Genomic DNA, 2,019 nt, shown 5'->3' on the forward strand with positions numbered 1-2,019 from the left:
ATCATCATTTGCTTTATATTGCTCATAAACATCATTTCCATCAACATCTTTCCCTGTGAAATATTGTAAATTTAGTGCATCTATAAAATCTGCTCCAATACCTTCAGCAGTTATTTCTATCTTGATCTTGGCATCTTCCCCTGTTCCTGTAGTCTGTAAGAAAAATCTATCGATACCTGCATCATAAGAAGCTCGAACTCCTATATCTTCAATTGAGTTTATAGCCTTTACTACATCACTCATGGTGATATCTTTATCTCCGGTTTTATTAACAGTCACAACTTTGCCGTTAATAATAAATGAAATACTTTCTTTCCCTGTTAGTATCTCGCTACCACCAATCTCACTTCCACTAGCCAAACTAACCCCTTCAGCTAATTTTTCAACATGAACGCTATATGTCCCATCTAATGCCTTTCCTGTACTGGATACTGTTGCTACACTTTCATTGGATGATGTAGCCTTTTTAATCCAATTTAAGTTTTGATATGAATTAGGTAGGAAGCTTCCAGTTCTACTAACTGTAGTTAGACCAAACATCTTTCTAGTATTTAAAATAAAGTTGGCAAAATCTTTATTTAGACTATTATACGCTTCCTGACGCCATAATACAGTCTGTCTGTCTCGTTCTACTCTATCTACTTTTATTCTTTCTGCCTTCATCAAATTTTGAATCATCTCTTCAGTGTCTATTCCCGATGCTAGCCCAGTTATTCTCATAGTATTATACATAATATCACCACCTACACCCTTTCATCTACGATTATTCCGGATATTTCCCATATGGCTGCAACCAAATCTAAAATCTTTTCGGGAGGTATTTCTCTAATGATCTCATCTGTTGTTACGTCTATAATCTTTACCATTATCTGCTTTGTTTTGTCATGTATGGAAAATTCAAATCTTCTATCAAAGGCAACAAATTGTTCATTGGCTGATTCTATGGATTTTATTAATTCTTCTTCTGTATATTTATTTTCTTCTCTATGGAATTTTACTGATTCAATTGGTATATCTTTTGTTCCACCTTTTTTAATATTGGAGCCGTTTCTATTTCCATCATTATATTTTATAGAATCCACTGCATTGGAAACACCTTTAATTTGCATACCTAAGCCTCCTTAATCTATTCTGTAATGTATATCGACAAAATTTAGTTCATTCTTTAGCATTATATTTACTTTTTCTTTGCCAAAGTATAATCGTCAATACATAGACTCCTTTAATTAAAGCAGCTACTAAAACATCTAATGGCCGATGGCTTATATTTATGGCTTTCACAAAAAAATAAGCATTAATAATTTGACTAGGGGTTAATGCCAATATTGTGCCAAAAATATAATCTTTGAAAGATACAGAGCTAATACCAGATACATAGTTTGCAATACTAAATGGTATGAAAGGCATACTCCTCATAAAAAAAATATAGCCAAATCCATATTTTTCTATTTGAGTAGAAATTTCATCTAAATCAATCTTCCTTTTTTTTCTATAATAAATTTTATTTATGATATTTATAATATCTTTTCTAAATACTCTAGCTATAATAAAGGAAATTATGGAAGCTATAATTGCTCCACTTACAACATAAATAAATCCTTTTAAACCAAAGAAAAAAGCAGCCAATGGAGAAAACCAAGACAGTGGAACTAAAAATATCATTAATAACCCAACAAGTAATATAAAAAATATGCCAAATCTAGTTCTTTCTTTCCCTGATAATAAAATATTCAACACACTATCTTTATCAAATATCCTCAATCTTAATATTAAATAAACTAATATGAAAATTAATATAAGTACCAATCCTATTTTTATAATTCTTTTATTTCTTTCCATCTTTTTCTCCTTATTACATTATTATAATATATCAAAATTACTATTACCACTTTTAGGCTTAAATATTAATGCCTTGTCCAACTGAGTTTTCGCTGGTATAATATTGTTACAATAAGAAAAGGTGAGTGTTATGAAAGTAAAAAAAATTGGTATGAGAACGGTGAAAACCGCCTTAGCAGT

3 protein-coding genes are annotated in these 2,019 nt (G+C 30.4%); all 3 read right to left on the reverse strand.

The genetic code is table 11. The features are described 5' to 3' along the window. Positions 1 to 732, reverse strand: a 732-nt coding sequence (gene fliD, locus VK998_RS05490; RefSeq protein WP_325226375.1) for a flagellar filament capping protein FliD, incomplete at its 3' end; no start/stop codon positions are given. An 11-nt stretch (positions 733 to 743) separates the two neighbouring features. Next, positions 744 to 1,109, reverse strand: coding sequence for a flagellar protein FlaG (locus VK998_RS05495; RefSeq protein ID WP_325226377.1), 366 nt, complete (start codon positions 1,107 to 1,109; stop codon positions 744 to 746). Positions 1,110 to 1,158: 49 nt separating this feature from the next. Continuing rightward, positions 1,159 to 1,839, reverse strand: coding sequence for a TVP38/TMEM64 family protein (locus tag VK998_RS05500; RefSeq protein WP_325226379.1), 681 nt, complete (start codon positions 1,837 to 1,839; stop codon positions 1,159 to 1,161). Positions 1,840 to 2,019: the final 180 nt, after the last annotated feature.

Source organism: Schnuerera sp., from assembly GCF_035459645.1.
In the GTDB taxonomy this organism is placed as follows: Bacteria; Bacillota; Clostridia; order Tissierellales; family Tepidimicrobiaceae; genus Schnuerera.

Coding starts and splice junctions, on each gene's coding strand:
- VK998_RS05495 (WP_325226377.1), bottom strand. CDS start 1,109: ATGCAAATTAAAGGTGTTTCCAATGCAGTGGATTCTATAAAATATAAT.
- VK998_RS05500 (WP_325226379.1), bottom strand. CDS start 1,839: ATGGAAAGAAATAAAAGAATTATAAAAATAGGATTGGTACTTATATTA.